The 14,518-nt window shown below is 70.8% G+C and carries 13 protein-coding genes and 1 pseudogene; 5 read left to right on the plus strand and 9 right to left on the minus strand.

Translation table 11 applies throughout. The features are described from left to right. Positions 1 to 30: 30 nt before the first annotated feature. Together ACW5E8_RS13935 and ubiK are read right to left on the minus strand one after the other, a co-directional pair. Positions 31 to 1,554, minus strand: coding sequence for a YifB family Mg chelatase-like AAA ATPase (locus tag ACW5E8_RS13935; protein WP_456966133.1), 1,524 nt, complete (start codon positions 1,552 to 1,554; stop codon positions 31 to 33). A gap of 10 nt (positions 1,555 to 1,564) precedes the next feature. Then, the gene (gene ubiK / locus ACW5E8_RS13940; protein ID WP_456966134.1) at positions 1,565 to 1,861 is read right to left on the minus strand and encodes a ubiquinone biosynthesis accessory factor UbiK; all 297 of its coding nucleotides are present in this window, start codon (positions 1,859 to 1,861) and stop codon (positions 1,565 to 1,567) included. A 144-nt stretch (positions 1,862 to 2,005) separates the two neighbouring features. Here ubiK and ACW5E8_RS13945 point away from each other — a divergent pair, with 144 nt between their 5' ends. Further along, a complete protein-coding gene (locus ACW5E8_RS13945; protein WP_132998728.1) occupies positions 2,006 to 2,344 on the plus strand; it encodes a P-II family nitrogen regulator in 339 nt (112 codons plus the stop codon). 132 nt (positions 2,345 to 2,476) lie between these two features. Here ACW5E8_RS13945 and speE read toward each other — a convergent pair whose 3' ends face one another. Then, on the minus strand, positions 2,477 to 3,325 hold the full coding sequence (gene speE, locus ACW5E8_RS13950; RefSeq protein WP_456966135.1) for a polyamine aminopropyltransferase: 849 nt from the start codon (positions 3,323 to 3,325) through the stop codon (positions 2,477 to 2,479). A gap of 111 nt (positions 3,326 to 3,436) precedes the next feature. Here speE and ACW5E8_RS13955 point away from each other — a divergent pair, with 111 nt between their 5' ends. From ACW5E8_RS13955 to ACW5E8_RS13965, 3 genes are all read left to right on the plus strand, one after another. Continuing rightward, positions 3,437 to 5,290, plus strand: a complete 1,854-nt coding sequence (locus tag ACW5E8_RS13955) for a M48 family metallopeptidase (protein ID WP_456966136.1) — start codon at positions 3,437 to 3,439, stop codon at positions 5,288 to 5,290. A 76-nt stretch (positions 5,291 to 5,366) separates the two neighbouring features. After that, the gene (gene speA, locus ACW5E8_RS13960) at positions 5,367 to 7,256 is read left to right on the plus strand and encodes an arginine decarboxylase (RefSeq protein ID WP_456966137.1); all 1,890 of its coding nucleotides are present in this window, start codon (positions 5,367 to 5,369) and stop codon (positions 7,254 to 7,256) included. A 79-nt stretch (positions 7,257 to 7,335) separates the two neighbouring features. Then, positions 7,336 to 8,022 carry a MarC family NAAT transporter gene (locus ACW5E8_RS13965; RefSeq protein ID WP_456966138.1) on the plus strand — a complete coding sequence of 229 codons (687 nt, stop codon included), beginning with the start codon at positions 7,336 to 7,338 and terminating at the stop codon, positions 8,020 to 8,022. A 65-nt stretch (positions 8,023 to 8,087) separates the two neighbouring features. On the opposite strand, the gene ACW5E8_RS13970 is transcribed toward ACW5E8_RS13965, so the two are convergent. The 6 genes from ACW5E8_RS13970 to radC all read right to left on the minus strand — a co-directional run bounded on the left by ACW5E8_RS13970 (position 8,088) and on the right by radC (position 13,087). Then, positions 8,088 to 8,546, minus strand: coding sequence for a DMT family transporter (locus tag ACW5E8_RS13970; protein WP_456966139.1), 459 nt, complete (start codon positions 8,544 to 8,546; stop codon positions 8,088 to 8,090). 58 nt (positions 8,547 to 8,604) lie between these two features. After that, the gene (locus tag ACW5E8_RS13975; RefSeq protein WP_456966140.1) at positions 8,605 to 9,360 is read right to left on the minus strand and encodes an SDR family NAD(P)-dependent oxidoreductase; all 756 of its coding nucleotides are present in this window, start codon (positions 9,358 to 9,360) and stop codon (positions 8,605 to 8,607) included. A gap of 10 nt (positions 9,361 to 9,370) precedes the next feature. Further along, on the minus strand, positions 9,371 to 9,772 hold the full coding sequence (locus ACW5E8_RS13980; RefSeq protein WP_456966141.1) for a hypothetical protein: 402 nt from the start codon (positions 9,770 to 9,772) through the stop codon (positions 9,371 to 9,373). A gap of 75 nt (positions 9,773 to 9,847) precedes the next feature. Next, positions 9,848 to 10,633 (minus strand): SPOR domain-containing protein, encoded by a 786-nt coding sequence (locus ACW5E8_RS13985; RefSeq protein WP_456966142.1) that lies wholly within the window; start codon positions 10,631 to 10,633, stop codon positions 9,848 to 9,850. Further along, positions 10,634 to 12,322 carry an arginine--tRNA ligase gene (argS, locus tag ACW5E8_RS13990; protein WP_456966143.1) on the minus strand — a complete coding sequence of 563 codons (1,689 nt, stop codon included), beginning with the start codon at positions 12,320 to 12,322 and terminating at the stop codon, positions 10,634 to 10,636. 90 nt (positions 12,323 to 12,412) lie between these two features. Continuing rightward, on the minus strand, positions 12,413 to 13,087 hold the full coding sequence (gene radC, locus ACW5E8_RS13995) for a RadC family protein (RefSeq protein WP_456966144.1): 675 nt from the start codon (positions 13,085 to 13,087) through the stop codon (positions 12,413 to 12,415). A 206-nt stretch (positions 13,088 to 13,293) separates the two neighbouring features. Here radC and coaBC point away from each other — a divergent pair. Continuing rightward, a pseudogene (gene coaBC / locus ACW5E8_RS14000) lies at positions 13,294 to 14,510 on the plus strand (bifunctional phosphopantothenoylcysteine decarboxylase/phosphopantothenate--cysteine ligase CoaBC). The last annotated feature ends 8 nt before the right edge of the window (positions 14,511 to 14,518 follow it).

Raw genomic sequence — 14,518 nt, forward strand, 5'->3', positions numbered from 1 at the left:
GTTCGCGCGATCCGGCGTCAAGACCGTGTTTCAAGCGGCGACCTGGCTCCGCGGGTCGATGCCCCTGTATCCCAGTGCTTCCGCCAGGTGCGCGCTGCCGATGGACTCGCTGCCGGCGAGATCCGCGATCGTCCGCGCCACGCGCAGGATCCGGTGCATCGCCCGGGCCGACAGTTGCAGGCTGTCGATGGCGCGTTCGAGCAGGGCCTGGTCCGCAGCGCCCAGGCGGCAGTGCGCCGCGGTACCAGCCTGGTCGAGGTGGGCGTTGAGCACGCCTGCCCGCGCGGTTTGGCGCTCGCGCGCGGCCTCGACGCGTGCGCGGACGGCGGCGCTGGATTCCCCCGGCGCCGCATCCAGCCGCAGTTCGGTGGATGACACCCGCGGCACGTCCACATGCAGGTCGATGCGGTCCAGCAGCGGCCCCGACACCCGCATGCGATAGCGCTGCACGGCATCGACGCCGCACTGGCAGCGGCCCGACGCATCGCCTGCCCAGCCACAGGGGCACGGATTCATGGCGGCGACGAGCTGGAAGCGCGCGGGGAACTCGCTCTGCCGGGCTGCGCGCGACACGGTGACCGTGCCCGATTCCAGGGGCTGGCGCAGCACTTCAAGGACATGGCGGCTCCACTCCGGCAATTCGTCCAAAAACAGCACGCCGTGGTGCGCCAAGGATATTTCTCCGGGCCGCGGCTCGCTTCCGCCGCCGGCCAGGGCGATGGCGCTGGCGGTGTGGTGCGGCGCGCGGAACGGCCGCTGCAGCCAGCGCGCAGGATCGATGCCGCGGCCGCTGACCGAGGCGATGGCCGCGGTCTCCAGGGCTTCGGCCTCGCTGGCGGGGGGCAGGATGCCCGGCAGCCGCGACGCGAGCAGGGTCTTGCCGCAGCCCGGGCTGCCCGAGAGCAACAGGTGATGGCCGCCGGCCGCGGCGATCTCAAGCGCGCGCCGTGCCCGCAATTGCCCCCGGACGTCGGCGAGGTCGGGAACGCCGGCTGCGGGGCCCGTGTCGACGGGCCGGGCCTCGGCCTTCGGCAGCGGCCGCTGCCCGGTCAGGTGGGCGCAGACTTCCGACAGCGTGCGCGCCACGCGCACGTCCACGCCTGCGGCCAGGGCGGCCTCGGCGCCGTTGTCGGCCGGCACCACCAGCACCCGGCCGGCCTCGCCGCAGGCCAGCGCCGCCGGCAGCACGCCATCGACTGCACGCAGTTCGCCGCTCAGGCCCAGCTCGCCCAGGAACTCGTGTCCCGCCAGGGCCGTGCGCGGCAGCTGCCCACTGGCCGCAAGGATCCCGAGCGCAATCGGCAGGTCGAAGCGACCACCGCCCTTGGGCAGGTCGGCCGGGGCCAGGTTCACCGTGGTGACCCGTGGCGGGAACTCGTACTGGGCGCAGCGGATGGCCGCGCGCACGCGGTCCTTGGACTCGCGGACCGCGGCCTCCGGCAGGCCGACCATCGACATCCGCGGCAGGCCGCCGCTCATGTAGACCTCGACCGTCACTTCCGGCGCGCGTACGCCGGCGCGTGCACGGCCGTGCACGATCGCAAGACCCGCCATGGCAGGAACCTCAGTGGGGTTGTTGCGGCGCCGGTGGCGCAGCCGTGCTACCGCCGTTGCCGCCGGCAAGCTGGGCCTCGAGCTGGGTGACCTGGGCCTGCAGCGCCTCGAGCTTCTCGCGCGTGCGCAACAGTACCGCCTGCTGGACGTCGAACTCCTCGCGGGTCACCAGGTCCAGGCGTGCCAGCCCCGCCTGCAGCACGGACTTGAAGTTTTCCCGCAGCTCCTCGCGGCCCTCGCGCAGGCCGGGGGGCACCAGGCTGCTGAGGCGGCGGGCGAGGTCGTCGATGTGGCCGAGGTCGATCATGGGGGTGTCCTCCGGTGTTGCAGTCAGCGTGGTCGCCACGCGGGTCCCGCGCCATCGGCCCGGTGCGTGCGTGCGGGTGGGAAAAAGCCCGTCGCCCGTGCCGGGCCGCGTTATGCTGCGCGCACTGCAAGCGGAGGCTGCGTGATGAAGATGATCATGGCGATCATCAAGCCGTTCAAGCTCGACGACGTCCGCGAGGCGCTGTCGGAAGCCGGCGTGGCCGGGATCACCGTCACCGAGGTGAAGGGGTTCGGTCGCCAGAAGGGCCACACCGAGCTTTATCGGGGCGCCGAGTACGTCATCGACTTCCTGCCCAAGATCAAGCTCGAGGTCGCGGTCACCGACGACCAGGCGGAACTGGTCACCGAGGCGATCCTGAAGGCCGCGTCCACCGGCAAGATCGGCGACGGCAAGGTCTTCGTCTACGACCTCGAGCGCGCGGTGCGCATCCGTACCGGCGAGCTCGACGCCGACGCCCTCTGAGGTCTCCGCAGGAAGAAGTCAGCTGTGGGGGCGGCTATAGCCGCGATTGGCCCGAATCGCGGCTATAGCCGCTCCCACGAAAGCTGCTCCCGCAGAAGTCCCTCCCGCAGCAGCAGCTAGCAGTGCCCCGCTTCAGCCCAGCGCTTCGGCCACGAATGGCGGCAGCACCTGCGCGGCCTTGTGGATGTCGGTGCTGTAGTACTTCGTCGCAAAGGCCTTCGCGCGCGCGTCGTCTTCGCGGAAGCCGAACCCGCGGCCATCCTTGCGCGCCAGCGTGCAGCTCCACCAGCCGGTCGGGTAGCAGGGCTGCGGGAAGGGCAGGGTCTGGAAGCTGTCGAAACCGGCCTTGCCCATCTCCGCGCGCATGGCCTGGATCAGCTCGAGCAACACCAGGGGAGACTCCGACTGCTGCACCAGGATGCCGTCGTCCTTCAGCGCGCGGAAGCAGCTTTCGAAGAAGCTCTTGTTGAACAGTCCTTCGGCCGGACCCACCGGGTCGGTCGAGTCCACGATCACCACGTCCAAGCTGCCCGGCGCGCAGTTCGCCATGTAGGCGATGCCGTCGTCGAACATCACCTCGGCGCGCGGATCGCCATTGGATTCGCACAGCTCGGGGAAGTACTTCTCCGCCATGCGCGTGACCTGCTCGTCGATGTCGCACTGCACGGCCTTTTCGACGCCCGGATGCTTCAGCACTTCGCGCAGCGTGCCGCAGTCACCGCCGCCGATGATCACCACCTGCTTCGGGTCGATGTGGGTGAACAGCGCGGGGTGCGTCATCATCTCGTGGTAGAGGAAGTTGTCGCGCGTGGTGACCATCATCGCGCCATCGATGAGCATGACGTTGCCCCAGTCGGTCGACTCATGGATCTCGATCTTCTGGAACGGCGACTGCACCTCGTCGAGCTTGCGCGTGACGCGGTAGCCGATGGCGGAGCCGGCGGGATCGAAGTTCTCGTACAACCAGTGCGGGGTGCTCATGGGGGCATCCGGAAGCGGGGATGAAGGCCGCGGATTGTAGCGGACCGGTCGTGGCCGACTTAGCATTGGTGACGGGTCGGGCGCAGGGGGCGCCTGTGGGGAGGGGACGGGATGACCAATGAGGAGCGGCGCGCGCTGGTCGCGCGCCTGGAGCAGGCCGCGCGCCGATCGCCGCGTGCCTACCGGTTCAAGCTCGCGCTGCTGGCCTGCTTGGGCTTCGCGGTGCTGGGCGGCGCCGTGCTGATCGCGCTGGGCATGTCGGCCGGGCTCGTGCTGGTGCTGCTCGCGATCAGCCCGGTGCTGCTGCTGAAGCTGGCGAACGTGGTGTGGATCCCGATCGGCTTCGGGCTGCTGGTGCTGCGGGCGCTGTGCATGCGCTTCAAGCGCCCGTCCGGCTTCCGCCTGCGGCGGGGCGAGGCGCCGGAGCTGGAAGCCGAGGTCGAGCGCCTGCGTCGTGCCGCCGGCGCGTCCCGGCTGGCCGGCATCGTGATCGACCAGGAGCTCAACGCCGCCGCGGTCAGTCTGCCGCGGGCCATGGGCCTGCTGGGCCACCAGCACTGGCTGGTGCTGGGGCTGCCGCTGATGCAGCTGCTGGACCGCGACCAGTTCGCCGCCGTGATCGCGCACGAGTTCGGGCATTTCGGCGGCGGACATTCGCGATTCGCGGGCTGGATCCATCGCGTCCGCGGCAGTTGGTATCGACTGCTTGTCGAGCTCCACGAACGCGGCAGCCGCGCCGGGCGTGTATTCGCCCGCTTCTTCGACTGGTACGCGCCCTGGTTCGACGCCTGGAGCTTCGTGCTCGCGCGCGACAACGAATACCAGGCCGATGCGACCGCTGCACGCATCGCCGGCGGCGAGGTGATCGGGCAGGCGCTGGTGCGGCTACACGTGGGTTCGGCGCGCCTGGCGCAGGACTTCTGGCCCGCCGTGTCCGACGCGAACCTGCGCGAAGCTGCGCCGCCGTCCATGCTGTTCCGGGACATGGCCGCCGCCCTCCGCCACGGCCATGCCGACGACGGCCAACGCATCGCCTTGCGCCTGGCGGAGAGCCCTGGCGTGGACGATACCCATCCCACCCTGGCGCAGCGGCTGGAGGCGCTGGGCGTGGAAGCGGTCGAACCGCCACCGCCCGTGGAGAGTGCGGCCGAGGCCTTGCTGGGTGCGCTGCTACCGCAGCTTGAGGAATCGTTCAGCGCCGAATGGCGGGCACGCATCGAAGGGCACTGGCGCGAGCGCTACATGCAGCACGGTGCCAACCTTGAGCGGCTCGGCGAACTCGAAGCCGGGGAGGTGCTGCTGCCGGACGAGATGGTCGAGCACGCACGACTGGTCGAGGAGCTCCACCCGCAGGTGGACGCCCTGCCGCTTTACCGCCGCGCGGTGGCCGCGGCGCCCGAGGATGCCTTCGCCCGGTTCCGCCTGGCCCTGCTGCTGCTGGCTCGCGACGACCGCTCCGGTATCGACGAGATGCGGCGCGTGATCGCGCTGGAAGCGGGCAGCGAAGAGGTCGTGCTGCGCGAGCTGGCTGCGTTCCACCAGCGGCAGGGCGACGATGCGGCGATTGCCGCGCTGCAGGCCGAGTTCGACGATCTGCGCGCCCGCGCGGCCCGGGCCGACCGCGCGCGCAACGAACTCCGGGGGCGCGATGTCTTCGTCGGGCACGGGCTGGACGACGAGGCGCTGCGCGATGCCCGCGCCGTGCTGGGCAGGGCCAAGGGCGTTGCGAAGGCCTGGATCGTGCGCAAGGTGCTGGAGGGCGATCCGCGCGCCATGCCGCACTTCGTCGTGCGCATCCGCCTGGGCGGGCTGATACGGAGCCAGGAAGAGGTCATCGGTCGGGTGGCCCGGGGCCTGCGCCTGCCCGGGACCGTGATGGTCTTCACCGCCGAGCACGGCCGTCGCGTCGCGTACCGCGTGCGCAAGGCCGCGGGAGCGCCGACCTACCAGCGCGGCAGGCACTGAGCGCCGCTGCGTGCATGGGGTGCCGGCGCGCGGGGCTAGAATGCGCGCCTCCCCCCACGCTCCCGGATTGCTGCCCATGACCGCCTGGTCCATCGACCAAGCCCGCAAGACCTACTCGATCCCGCACTGGTCCTCGGGCTATTTCGACGTCGATGCGGCCGGCCGCGTCGTGGTGCGTCCGCGTGGCGCCGGCGGACCGGCGATCGCGCTGCCCGAGGTCGTGGATCGTGCGCGCGAACAGGGCGCGAACCTGCCGATGCTGGTGCGCTTCCCCGACGTGCTGGGCGACCGCCTGGGCGCGCTGCAGGCGGCGTTCGCGCAGGCGCAGGCGGACTGGGAGTACACCGGCGGCTACACGGCGGTCTATCCGATCAAGGTCAACCAGCATCGCGGGGTGGCAGGGACGCTGGCCTCGCACGCGGGCGAAGGCTTTGGCCTGGAGGCCGGCAGCAAGCCGGAGCTGATGGCGGTGCTGGCGCTGTCGCGCCCGGGCGGCCTGGTGATCTGCAACGGCTACAAGGACCGCGAGTACATCCGCCTGGCGCTGATCGGTCGCAAGCTGGGCATGGACGTCTTCATCGTGGTGGAGAAGCCCTCCGAACTGCGGCTGGTGATGGAGGAGTCCAAGGCGCTGGGCGTGGAGCCGGTGCTTGGCGTGCGCATGCGCTTGGCCACGCTCGGCGCGGGCAAATGGCAGAACTCCGGCGGCGACAAGGCCAAGTTCGGCCTCAGTCCGCGGCAGCTGCTGGACCTGTGGAAGTCGCTGCGCGATGCCGGCATGGGAGATGCGCTCAAGCTGCTGCACTTCCACATGGGCTCGCAGATTTCCAACGTGCGCGACATCGCGCGCGGCATGCGCGAGGCCACGCGCTACTTCGTGGAACTGTCGCAGCTGGGCGCGTCGATCGACTATGTCGACGTGGGCGGCGGCCTCGGCATCGACTACGAAGGCACGCGCTCGCGTAGCTACAACTCGGTCAACTACGGCATGGCGCAGTACGCGTCGAACATCGTGCAGCCGCTGGCCGACGCCTGTGCCGAGGCCGGCCTGCGCCAGCCACGCATCGTCACCGAGTGCGGGCGCGCGATGACCGCGCACCACGCGGTGCTGGTGGCCAACGTGTCCGAGGTCGAGGCCGCGCCCGAGGGCCGCGTGCCCGACGAGCACGACGACGAGCCCGCGGTGATCCGCCACCTGCGCGAGATCCATTCCGAACTCGATGAGCGCCCGGCGGTTGAGCTGTTCCACGAGGCCCAGCACCACTATGCCGAGGGCCTGAGCCTGTACGCGCTGGGGCAGTTGGACCTCGTGCACCGCGCGCGCATCGACGACCTGTTCTACGCCATCGCCCACGCGGTGAAGGCGCGCCTGACGTATGACGAGAAGAGCCACCGCCCGGTGCTCGACGAACTCAGCGAGCGCCTGGTCGACAAGTACTTCGTCAACTTCAGCGTGTTCGAGTCGATGCCCGACGTCTGGGCGATCGACCAGGTGTTCCCGATCGTGCCGATCGAGCGCCTGGACGAGGCGCCGACGCGTCGCGGCACCATCGCGGACCTCACCTGCGACTCCGACGGCAAGATCGACACCTACGTCGAGAACGAGGACCTGGACAGCTCGCTGCCGCTGCACGCACTGCGCGCCGGTGAAAGCTACCGCCTGGGCTTCTTCCTCGTGGGGGCCTACCAGGAGATCCTGGGCGACATCCACAACCTGTTCGGCGACACCGACGTCATCGCGGTGAAGGTGGACGGTGACGGCTACGCGATCGCCCAGCAGCGCCGCGGCGACACCACCGACGTGATGCTCGATTACGTCGGCTACCGGCTCGAGGACCTGCGCCAGAGCTATGCCGACAAGGTCGCAGCCGCGGGCCTGCCTGCCGACGAGGCCGCGGGCCTGGCCGCGGACCTGGAAGCCGGCCTGACCGGTTACACCTACCTCGACGACACGCCGCTGGGCTGAAGCGTGACGCGGCGCATGGCCCGCCGGCTGCACGAAGGGCTGGATTGCGCGAGAATCGCGCGGAAACCGGGAGCGGACCGTGCTGGAACTGTTGATGGCGGTGGGAGTCGGGCTGGCGATGCTGCTGCCGCTGGCCAATCCGTTGACGACCGTGGCGCTGATGATGGGCCTGTCGCGCGGCATGAGCGAGGCCGAGCGCGACCGGCAGGCGTTCAAGGCGTCCTGCTACGTGTTCACGATCATGGTGGCGTCGTTCTACGCCGGCCAGCTGGTGATGAACGTGTTCGGCATCTCGATCACCGGCCTGCGCATCGCCGGCGGCTTGATCGTGGCCTTCATCGGCTTCCGCATGCTGTTCCCGCAGCAGAAGCTGGAGGAGACGCCGGAAGTGGAGCGGCGTGCCGAGGAACTGCGCCAGCACCGCACCGAGGACATCGCCTTCATTCCGTTGGCCATGCCCAGCACCGCCGGGCCGGGCACGATCGCGCTGATCATCAGCACCGCTGCGGCGATGCAGGACGACCTTCCCTGGTCGGGGTGGGTGCTGAACGTGGCGCCGGTGCTGACCTTCTTCATCGCCAGCGTGATCCTGCTGCTGTGCCTGCGCAGTGCCGGCCGCATCATGCGTTTCCTTGGCCAGAGTGGCGTGGAGGCGTTCTCGCGGCTGATGGGCTTCCTGCTGGTGTGCCTGGGCGTCCAGTTCGTGATCAACGGCGTTTACGAGATCTTCAAAGACCTGCACATGCTGGCGCAATCCGCCCTGTAGACCCGGCTGGAGCCGGATGTCCCTTGACCCTCTTTGGGCGGTGGGGGTTGGATGCGCTGCGGCGGCTACGCTGCCGGTGAGCGCCAGGGCGCTGCCACCAGCAGCACGCCCAGCAGCACCAGCATCGCACCGGTCACGCGTATCCAGTCCGCGTGCCGCGGTGCCTGCAGCACGCCGTAATGATCCAGCAGCAGCGATGCCACCAGTTGTCCGAACACCGCCAGGCAGATCGCCGCGGCCGCGCCGACGCGCGGGATCAGCAGCGTGAACACCGCCACGTAGACCGCGCCCAGCACGCCGCCGATCCAGATCCAGGCCGGGAAGCGCGCGTCCGCTGCGGCGCCCCAGGGCGTTCGCGCCGCCAGCAGCCAGGTGCCCAGCACCACGGTGCCGACCAGGAACGATGCGAAGGCCGCCATCACCGGCCCGTGTAGCGCCGTCGCCAAGCGCGCGTTGACCAGGCCCTGCAGCGGCAGCATGGCGCCGATGGCCACGATCGCGAGCATGGCCAGCCAGGGATTCATGCGCTGCGTCCGTCCGCTGCCACCTGCGGTCTTCCTGCAGCCGCAGGCACGGCCCGCTTCATTCCGCCGGCATCCGGTGGATCTGCAGTCCCGCCAGCGACTGGCTCACCGGCATCACTTCCAGGCGATTGATGTTGAGGTGCGGCGGCAGGTTGGCGACCCACCACGTGGATTCGGCGATGTCGCTGGCGGTGATCGGCTGCGTTCCCGCGTACAGCGCATCCGACGCGGCACTGTCGCCACCGGTGCGCACGAGGGTGAACTCGGTTTCCGCCAGGCCGGGCTCGATAACGCTCACGCGCACGCCGGTGCCGTGCAGGTCGGAGCGCAGGTTGAGCGAGAACTGCTCGACGAAGGCCTTGGTCGCGCCATAGACGTTGCCGCCGGGATACGGATACACGCCGGCGATCGAGCCGATATTGACGATCGCGCCGCGGCGCTCGATCAGCGTCGGAAGCATGCGGTGGGTCATCGTGACCAGGGCGGTGACGTTGGTGTCGATCATCTGCCGCCACTGGGCGAGGTCGCTGGCCTGCGCCGGCGCGGTGCCCAGGGCGAGCCCGGCGTTGTTGACCAGGAGGTCGACGCCGCGAAACGGTTCGGGAATCGCGTCCAGCGCGGCGGCCATGGCGTCGGCATCGCGGATGTCGAAGCAGGCGGTGTGGATGCGGTCCGGCCCCAGGCGCGCGGCCAGGGCATCGAGCCGGTCCTGGCGGCGCCCGGTGGCGACGGCGCGCCAGCCGGAGGACACGAAGCGCTCCACGATCGCGGCGCCGAAGCCGGCAGTGGCGCCGGTGACGAGGAGGGCCTTCATGATCGCGATTCTACGCCGGCGCGGAGAGTTTCTTTTTCGCCGGAGGCTTCCGCGCGGCGGGCGTGGCGACGCTCCTGCCTGGCTTGCACGCCGTGGTGTTCACTGCCAGCGCGGCCGCCGGCCTGCGCTTGCGCCCGGTGGCGGCCTTGCCCGCCGTCCGCGCCTTGGTGGCCCGGTGCTTCTGCAGCATGTCCTCGGCCAGCACGATGTCCTCGGACAGGATGCCGGCGGCGCGCGCGACCGCGATCCGCGTTGCCGCACGGTTCTCGTCGGGATTGGCCATCAGCAGCTCGCGGATGGCCCCGCGCAGCGCGGCCTCTGCGTCGTGCTTGAGCCTGAGTTCGCTGCCTTCGCGGAACAGCGCCAGCAGCGCGTCCACGACCGGCTTGATGAGTGCGGCTTCGATCGCCATCGCGGGCTCTCCTCCTGGGAAGGAGAGGCTACGGGGCGGCGGTCGCAGCGGCCGCGACCGCCGGGGCGGGCGGCCTCAGCGGGCGCGGATCGCCAGCGCTTCCAGGCCGCCGTTGCCGAGCTTCTGCTTGGCTTCGGCCAGTTCGGACGCGGTGCCGTAAGGCCCCATGCGTACGCGGTGCATGGTGCGGCCGTCGATGTCGGCCGACTCCACGCGGGCGACCAGGCCGAGCATGGCGATGCGTGCCTTGAGCGCTTCGGCATCGCCATTGCTGGCGAACGAGCCGGCCTGGAGGATGTAGCGCGCGCCGTCGGCAGCAGGGGCGGCGGACGCGGTCGGCGACGCCGGCCGCGCGGGCGCGGGCTGTGGTGTGGCCGCAGGCGCCGCGGTGGCTGCGGGCGTGGCGGTATCGGCCAGGTCCGCAGCGTCGGCGTCGCGCTCGCGCTGCTGCGCTGCACGCTCGCGGTCCAGCAGTTCACGCTGTCGCGTCTGCTCGGCGCTCGCGCTGGCTGCCAGTTCAGCGTCGGTCATCGCCACTTCCTGGCCGGGGAGCAGGTCGTAGAACTCGTAGCGGGTTTCCGGCGGGCCTCCTTCGCGCGGCGTCGCGGCCGTGCGCGACGGGGCGGGAGCGTCCTCGGCCACGCTTTCTTCGCCTGCGTTGGCGGCGGCGGCCGGGCGCGCGTCCGGGTTCGGCGTCGGGCGGAAGAAGCCCTGCTCGCCATCGGACTTGAGCAGCTTCGGCACCGCCATCACCACCACGATCGTCAGCAGCACGCCGATGATCATCCACGCCCAGCCCGGCAGCGGCGCACTGCTGCCGCTGTTGCGACGGGCCTGGGACTTGCCGCGCTTCACTGCCACTTACATCGCCTCCGGGGCCTGCACGCCCAATACACCAAGTCCGTTTGCCAGCACCTGCCGCGTCGCGAGCGCGAGCGCCAGGCGGCCGTCGCGCAGGTCGGCGTCGTCGACCAGGAACTGGTGATCGTTGTAATACGACTGGAACGCCTGTGCCAGCTCCAGCAGGTACTGCGCCACGAGGTGCGGTTCGAGCAGCTGTCCGGCCGTGGCCAGCAGTTCCGGCCAGCGGCTGATCGAAGTCACCAGCTCGAGCGTGGCGGCGCTGTCCAGGTCCAGCGGCTGCGCCAGGCCGTTGTCGCGGTCGAATGCCAGGCTGCGTTCGTCCATCTGCCGCAGCAGGCCGCAGATCCGGGCGTGCGAGAGCTGCACGTAGTAGACCGGGTTGTCGAGCGACTGGCTGCGCGCCAGGTCGATGTCGAACACCAGCTGCGAGTCGGGTTTGCGCGCAACCAGGAACCAGCGGGTGGCGTCGCGGCCGGCTTCGTCGATCAGGTCGCGCAGGGTGAGGTAGCTGCCTGCGCGCTTGCTGAGCTTCACTTCCTCGCCGCCGCGCATCACGGTGACCATCTGGTGCAGCACGTACTCGGGATAGCCCTGCGGAATGCCCTTGTCGAGCGCCTGCAGGCCGGCCTTCACCCGCGCCAGCGAGCCGTGGTGGTCGGCGCCGAGTTCGGTGATCGCGCGCTCATAGCCGCGCTCCCACTTCGACAGGTGATAGGCGACGTCGGGCACGAAATAGGTGTAGGTGCCGTCGGACTTGCGCATCACGCGGTCCTTGTCGTCGCCGAAGTCGGTGGTGCGCAGCCACAACGCGCCGCCCTCTTCATAGGCGTGGCCGCGTTCGTCGAGCTGGCGCACGGTGTCCTCCACCTTGCCCTCGCTGTACAGCGAGGACTCGAGGAAATACACGTCGAAGGACACGCCGAAGGCGGCGAGGTCGCCGTTCTGCTCGTTGCGCAGCCAGGCCACCGCGAAGCGGCGGATCGCATCGATGTCGTCGGCGTCGCCGTTGCCGGTCACCACCTGGCCTTCCACCTCGACGCTGCCGCGGTCGAGGAAGGCGCGGGCCACGTCGGCGATGTAGTCGCCGCGGTAGCCGTCCTCGGGCCAGCCGGCGTCGTCGGGGCGGATGCCGCGCGCGCGCGCCTGCACCGACTTCGCCAGGTTCTCGATCTGCACCCCGGCGTCGTTGTAGTAGTACTCGCGCTTCACGTCCCAGCCGTTGGCATCGAGCACGCGCGCGATGCAGTCGCCGATCACGGCCGCGCGACCATGGCCGACGTGCAGCGGACCGGTGGGATTGGCCGAGACGTACTCGACGCCGGCCACGCGCCCGGCGCCGCTGGCGTTGCGGCCATAGGCCGGGCCCTGCGCGTGCACGTCGCGCAGCTGGCGCTGCCATGCGGCGGGCGACAGGCGGAAATTCAGGAAGCCCGGGCCGGCGATCTCGACCGCGGCGATGTCGCCGCCGACCGAAATCGCCGCGGCCAGCGCCTGCGCCACCACGCGCGGATTGCTGCGCGCCGGCTTCGCCAGCAGCAACGCTGCGTTGCTGGAGAAGTCACCGTGCGCGCGCTCCTTCGGGCGCTCGATCACGAAATCGGGCGTCACGAGGTCGGAGGGCAGGGTGCCTTGGTCGCGGAGCGTGGCGATGCCCTGTTCGACCAGGGCCTTGAGCGTTGATTTCACGGGGATTCGCGCAGGAACACGGCTGCCCATTGTACGCGAGCGCCCGCCCGCGCCCGGGCTGGCGCCTGAACCGGCCCTGCGGCGTCCGGCCTAGACCCAGCCGCGCGCGGCGAGCGACACCGGCGCACCGTCGCCGACCACGAAATGGTCGAGCAGGCGGACGTCGACCAGGTGCAGGGCCTGTTTGAGCCTGGCGGTGACCGCGCGGTCGGCCGCGCTGGGTTCGCTGCTGCCGCTGGGGTGGTTGTGGCCGACGATCACCGCCGCCGCGTTGTGCCCCAGCGCCCGGCGCACCACCTCCCGCGGGTGCACTTCGGCGCCGTCGACGGTGCCCCGGAACAACTCTTCGAAGGCCAGCGCACGGTGGCGGGTGTCGAGGAACAGCGCGGCGAAGACCTCGCTGGGATGCCCGCGCAGGCGCTGGGAGAAATAGCGTCCGGCGGCGTGCGGATCGGTCAGGGCTTCGCCGCGCTCCAGGGCGGCCGCCAGGTGGCGGCTGGCGAGCTCCAGCGCTGCGGACAGCTGGCAGGCGCTGGCCGGTCCGAGGCCCGGCAGCGTCACCAGCTCGGCGGGGGGGCGATCGAGCAGGCGCCGCAGCGGGCCGTGGTCGGCCAGCAAACGGCGTGCCGTGGCGACCGCGTCGAGCCCGCGTACGCCGGAACCCAGGAACAGGGCCAGCAGCTCCGCGTCCGACAGGACGGCCGCGCCGCGGGCGAGCAGCTTCTCGCGCGGGCGTTCGCCGGTGGGCCAGTCGCGGATGTGCATGGGCGATCCTCGGAGTGGGTGGTCGTCGGCCGCCGACGCATCGCGGCAGGGGATGGAACCGCGCGGCGGGTCTGAAAGGGGGGTGCCTGCGCCGGCAGCCGACGTGGGGCCATTGCACGCGATCAGGCGTCGCGGCGCCGCCGGGCGGTCATGGACGTTCGGGTAAGCTGTCCGACCCCTGCCGGGTCAGGACACTCCGAGCGCGCATGGCCAAGACCGACAGCCAACTCGAAGGCGAGCGCATCCTGCTGTGCGTGTGCGGCGGCATCGCCGCGTACAAGTCCGCCGACCTCGTGCGCCGCCTGCGCGACGCTGGTGCGCAGGTGAAAGTGGCGATGACCGAGGGTGCGACGCACTTCGTCGGCGCCACCACCTTCCAGGCGCTGTCGGGCGAGACCGTGCGCACGTCGCTCTGGGATCCGGCCGCCGAGGCCGCGATGGGCCATATCGAACTCGCGCGCTGGGCGACCTGCGTGCTGGTCGCGCCGGCCACCGCCAACACCTTGGCCAAGCTCGCCCACGGCTTTGCGGACAACCTGGTCACCACGCTGTGCCTGGCCACCACCGCGCCGCTGGCGCTGGCGCCGGCGATGAACCACCGCATGTGGCTGCACCCGGCCACTCAGGCCAACATGGCGCTGCTGCGCGCACGTGGCGCCCTGGTCACGGGGCCGGTCGACGGTCCGCTGGCCGAGGGCGAGTCCGGGCCCGGGCGCATGGCCGAGCCGCTGGACATCGTCGCCGCGCTGGCGGCCGCGACGCCATGAGCCGCGGCACGCTGGCCGGCCTGCGCGTGCTGGTCAGCGCCGGCCCGACCTACGAGGACATCGATCCGGTGCGCTTCATCGGCAACCGCAGCAGCGGCAAAATGGGTTTCGCGATCGCCGCGGCCGCTGCGCGCCGCGGCGCGGACACGGTGCTGGTCGCCGGTCCGGTGGCGCTCGACACGCCCGCAGGCGTCGACCGCCGGGATGTACGCTCGGCCGCGCAGATGCACGCCGCCGTGCTCGCCGCGCTGCCGGCCGACATCTACATCGGCGCCGCCGCGGTCGCCGACTTCACCCCGGCCGCCGTGGCCGAAGGCAAGATCAAGAAGCAGCCAGGCGGCGATGGCCTGGTGCTGGAACTGGTGCGTACCGCCGACATCCTCGCCGGGGTCGCATCGCACGCACTGCGTCCGCGGCTGGTGGTCGGCTTCGCCGCCGAAACCGGTGACCTCGAGGACAATGCGCGCGACAAGCTGCGCCGCAAGCGCATCGACCTGATCGCTGCCAACCGGGTGGGTGTCCCGGGCAGCGGCTTCGAGTCCGATGACAATACGCTCCATGTCTTCAGCGCCGACCGCGGGCAGGTGCTTGGCCCGTCGCCCAAGACCGAACTTGCCGAGGCGCTGCTCGATCTCGTCGCCGCACAGTTGCAATGAACCCGCAC

This window comes from Luteimonas sp. A649 (genome assembly GCF_054072735.1).